Source organism: Ramlibacter sp. (assembly GCF_035706265.1).
Taxonomy (GTDB): Bacteria; Pseudomonadota; Gammaproteobacteria; order Burkholderiales; family Burkholderiaceae_C; genus Ramlibacter.
Genome location: NZ_DASSVG010000677.1, coordinates 1 through 4,203, shown reverse-complemented (window position 1 = coordinate 4,203; position 4,203 = coordinate 1). Strand labels below are relative to the sequence as shown.

Below are 4,203 nucleotides of genomic sequence, written 5' to 3'. Positions count from 1 at the left end.
GGCTGCGCGTCAACGGCGAGGAGTACCACCGGGAATTCGGCGGCAAGCCGGCGATGAAGGACGAGAAGAAGGCCGCGACGCCGGAGAAGAAGGAAGCGAAGGCCGTGGCCAAGTCCGACAAGAAGGAAGACAAGGCGGCCGCCGCCAAGCCGGCGGCGTCGGCGAAGAAGTAAGGCGGGGGGCGCGCCCACGCGCCGCGCTGCGGGGTGGCTGTTCGTAGGCTGGTGCTGACCGCGCGCAATGCGCGCCGGAAGCCCAGCGCTTCGCTGCGCTCGCGCATCGCTGGGCTTCGCGCTGCGCGGCTCAGCGCCAGCCTACGAAATGCGCACTGGCGCAGTTTACGACAGCCACTTCTCCAGGTTCGCCTTGACGAACGCGTCGTCCGCCAGGTCTGCGTGCTGGCGGACCACGCGATCGATTTCCTCCGACTGGCCGGCGCCGAGGCCCTCCTCCGGATCCAGGCACCAGATGCCTTCCAGCAGCCCCTGGCGCCGCAGCACCTCGTGGCAGCCGGCGATGCAGCCGTGGAAATTGTTCTTCACGTCGAAGAAGGCGGAATTGCAGTCGGTCACGCGCGAGTCCAGCGCCAGCAGCTCCGGCGGCAGCGCGCCGCCATGGGCCGCGATCGTGGACTTGATGGTCTTGAGCTGCTGCACCGCGGAGGACGTCCACACCGACCAGTGCCCCAGCAGGCCGCCGCGGAAGCGCACCGTCACCGGCTGGCCCTCGCGCATGGCCGTGAAGGGCAGCGCGAGATCCAGCACGATGTGGTCGTCGTTGCCGGTGTAGAGGAACACGCGCTCCTCGGCGCCGGCGTCCACCAGCCCGCGCACCACGTCGAGCGTGCGGTAGCGGTGGAAGGGCGCCACCTTGATCGCCAGCGCGTTCGGGATCGAGGCGAAGCGGCGCCAGAAGGCATGCGAGAGCGTCGGCCCGCCGACGGCGGTCTGCAGGTAGAAGCCCACCAGCGGGATCTCCTGCGCCACCTGCTCGCAGTGGGCGATCATTTCGTCCTCCGAGGCGGACGAGAGCGCGGCGAGGCTCAGGAGGCCGGCGTGGTAGCCCAGGCCCACCGCGATGCGGGCTTCCTTGCGGGCCTGCTCGGTGCGGCCGCACAGGCCGGCGATCATGGCCATCGGCCGGTCGGTCCAGGCCAGGCGGTCTTCCATCGCGGCGGAGAGCACGCGCTCGTACAGGCCGTGCTCGCGGATGGCGAACTGCGTCGTGTGCACGCCGACGGCGAGGCCGCCGACGCCTGCATCGACGTAGTAGCGGGTGAGCGCGCGCTGTCGGCGGCGGTCGAACTGGCGGCGCGCGTCCAGCGCCAGCGGGTGGGCGGGGATGACGGCGCCGTCGGCGAGGAGCTGCAGGACATCCTGCGGGAGGTCGGATCGGTTCAAACGCATGGAGGAATTCTCGTGAAGGGGCCGGGCCTGGATCCCCGCCTGCGCGGGGATGACAGCCAGGGCTCAGTAATGTCCGTCGCGCTTCTCGAACTTGGTCGGTTTGCCGAGCAGCCTCTGCTCGTGCGCGATCCAGTCGGCCACCCAGGCCACCATCTGCTTGAGCGGGATGCGCGGATAGCCGAACAGGCGCTCGGCCTCGCCGGTGTTCATCAGCCAGGCGGTCGGCGCTTCGGTGCCGGTGACGGTGGCGGGCTTGCCGAAGATGCGGCCGAATTCCTGCGCCAGCCAGCGGATCGAGGTGGTCTCGGGCCCGCTCACGTTCAGCGGCGAGGTGGGCACGGTGGCCACGGCCAGGCAGCGCAGCGCCTGCGCGTTGGCGTCGCCCTGCCAGATCACGTTGACGTGGCCCATGGCCACGTCGACCGGCTCGCCGCGCCACACCTTCAGCGCCACGTCCGCCAGCACGCCGTAGCGCATGTCGATCGCGTAGCTGAGGCGGAACAGCCGCCCCGGCGTGCCGTGCAGCTGCGAGAAGTATTCGAACATCCGCTCGCGGCCGACGCAGGAGTTGGCGTATTCGCCGGGCGGCGCCAGCACCTCGTCCTCGCTCGCGCCCTGCCCCGTCACCGGGACGAAGGGGTACACGCAGGCGGTGGAGAAGGCCACGATCCGCGAACGGGTGAAGGTCTCGGCCACCAGCGCCGGCACGTGCGCGTTCATCGCCCACGTCAGGGGCAGGTTGCCGTCGGCGCCGAACTTGCGCCCGGCCATGAAGACGATGTTGGGCGCCTGCGGCAACGCCTGCAGCGCCGCGCGATCCAGCAGGTCGCAGGCGATGGTCTCGATGCCGTGCGCCTGCAGCGCCTCGCGCACGCCCGGCTCGGAGAAGCGGGCGACCGCGATCACGCGCCGCGACGCGGGCAGCGCATTGCGGGCCAGGCGGGCCAGGGTCGGGCCCATCTTGCCGCCCACGCCGAGGATCATCAGGTCGCCTTCGGTGCGGGCGAGGTCGCGCACCAGGTCGCGCGAAGGGATGGAGAGATAGTCTTCGAGCGCCGCTTCGCTTTCGAAGCGGCTCGGGAAAGGCAGGTCGTCCAGGAAGGGCCCGCCTGCGGGTGTCTTGTCGCTCATCCGCCCAATGATAGAGCGTTGGGCGTTGGGCGTTGAGCGTTGAGCGTTGAGCGTGCGGCCACGCTCAACGCCGAACGCCGAACGCCCAACCTCTCAGCTGCCGAACCCGCCCCCGCCCGGCGTGTGGATCTCGAAGATGTCGCCCGGCTGCATCTCGGCCGAGCCGATGTGGTCCAGCGGCTCGACGCGGCCGTCCACGCGCACGACGCGGTTGATGCCCACCTGCCCCGGCTGGCCGCCGGCCATGCCGAAGGACGCCACCTTGCGGCCGTTGGAGAGGATGCTCGCCGTCATCGGCTCGAGGAAGCGCACGCGCCGCACGCCGCCGTTGCCGCCGTGCCAGCGCCCGGCGCCGCCCGAGCCGGCGCGGATCTCGTAGCTCTCCAGCCGCACGGGGAAGCGGAACTCCAGCACCTCGGGATCGGTGAGGCGCGAGTTGGTCATGTGGGTCTGCACCACGCTCGTGCCGTCGAAGCCGCCGCACAAGCGGCCCTGCTCGTCGAAGAGGCCGCCCGCGCCGCTGCCGCCGGAGATCGTCTCGTAGTACTGGTAGCGCGCATTGCCGAAGGTGAAGTTGTTCATCGTGCACTGGCTCGCGGCCATCACGCCCAGCGCGCCGTAGAGCGCATTGGTGATGCAGCTGGAAGTCTCCACGTTGCCGGCCACCACCGAAGCCGGCGGGCGCGGGTTGAGCATGCAGCCTTCGGGCACGATCACCTTCAGCGGCTTGAGGCAGCCGGCGTTGAGCGGGATCTCGTCTCTCACCAGCGTGCGGAACACGTACAGCACGGCGGCCATGCAGACCGCCCTGGGCGCGTTGAAGTTGTTGGACTGCTGCGGCGAGGTGCCGGTGAAGTCGATCTCGGCCGAGCGCCCGGCGGCGTCGACGCGGATCGCCACCTGGATCCGGGCGCCGTTGTCCAGCGGCAGGGTGAACGCGCCATCCTTCAGGCGCGTGATCACGCGGCGCACCGACTCCTCGGCGTTGTCCTGCACGTGGCGCATGTAGGCCTGCACGACCTCGAGGCCGAACTGTTCGACCATGCGGCGCAATTCCTGCACGCCCTTCGCGTTGGCGGCGATCTGGGCTTTCAGGTCGCCCATGTTCTGCTCGGGGTTGCGGCTCGGGTACGCCCCGCTGCGCAGAAGTTCGAGCATCTCCTGCTCGCGCAGCACGCCGCGGTCGACCAGCTTGAAGTTGTCGATCTGCACGCCCTCTTCCTCGATGCGGGTGGAGAAGGGCGGCATGGAGCCGGGCGTGGTGCCGCCGATGTCGGCGTGGTGTCCGCGGGAGCCGACGTAGAAGATCGGGCGCTGGCATGAAACGCCTCTCTATCGTCGCGAGAAGCTGGCTCCGGGCAACCAGATCTCCGGCCCCGCCATCATCGCCGAGGCGAACGCCACCACCGTGGTCGAGCCCGGCTGGCGCGCACGCATCGCGCCCGGCGGCGGGCTCGTGCTCGAGCGCACGGAGGAGCGGCGCTCGCGCGCCGCGCTCGGCACCCAGGTCGACCCTGTGATGCTGGAGATCTTCAACAACCTGTACATGTCGATCGCCGAGCAGATGGGCCTCAGGCTGCAGAACACGGCCTACTCGGTGAATATCAAGGAGCGGCTGGATTTTTCCTGCGCGCTGTTCGACGCCGAGGGGCACCTGATCGCCAAC

Annotated in this window: 2 protein-coding genes and 2 pseudogenes; 1 reads left to right on the top strand and 3 read right to left on the bottom strand. The window is 69.8% G+C overall.

Annotated elements, in window-relative coordinates; translation table 11 throughout:
* Window positions 1–338 precede the first annotated feature (338 nt).
* The 3 genes and pseudogenes from VFM98_RS24385 to VFM98_RS24375 form a co-directional block, all read right to left on the bottom strand.
* Window positions 339–1,406 carry a dihydrodipicolinate synthase family protein gene (locus VFM98_RS24385; RefSeq protein WP_325112484.1) on the bottom strand — a complete coding sequence of 356 codons (1,068 nt, stop codon included), beginning with the start codon at window positions 1,404–1,406 and terminating at the stop codon, window positions 339–341.
* A gap of 63 nt (window positions 1,407–1,469) precedes the next feature.
* Entirely contained in the window at window positions 1,470–2,537 is a 1,068-nt protein-coding gene (locus VFM98_RS24380; RefSeq protein WP_325112483.1) for an NAD-dependent epimerase/dehydratase family protein, read from the bottom strand.
* Window positions 2,538–2,630: 93 nt separating this feature from the next.
* Window positions 2,631–3,845 (bottom strand): annotated as a pseudogene (locus tag VFM98_RS24375) (hydantoinase B/oxoprolinase family protein); the annotation flags it as partial.
* A gap of 1 nt (window position 3,846) precedes the next feature.
* On the opposite strand from VFM98_RS24375, the pseudogene VFM98_RS24370 reads away from it, so the two are divergent.
* Window positions 3,847–4,203: pseudogene (locus VFM98_RS24370) on the top strand (hydantoinase B/oxoprolinase family protein); the annotation flags it as partial.

Excerpts from the sequence above, each read along its gene's own strand:
- VFM98_RS24385 (WP_325112484.1), bottom strand. The coding sequence starts at position 1,406 with ATGCGTTTGAACCGATCCGACCTCCCGCAGGATGTCCTGCAGCTCCTC.
- VFM98_RS24380 (WP_325112483.1), bottom strand. The coding sequence starts at position 2,537 with ATGAGCGACAAGACACCCGCAGGCGGGCCCTTCCTGGACGACCTGCCT.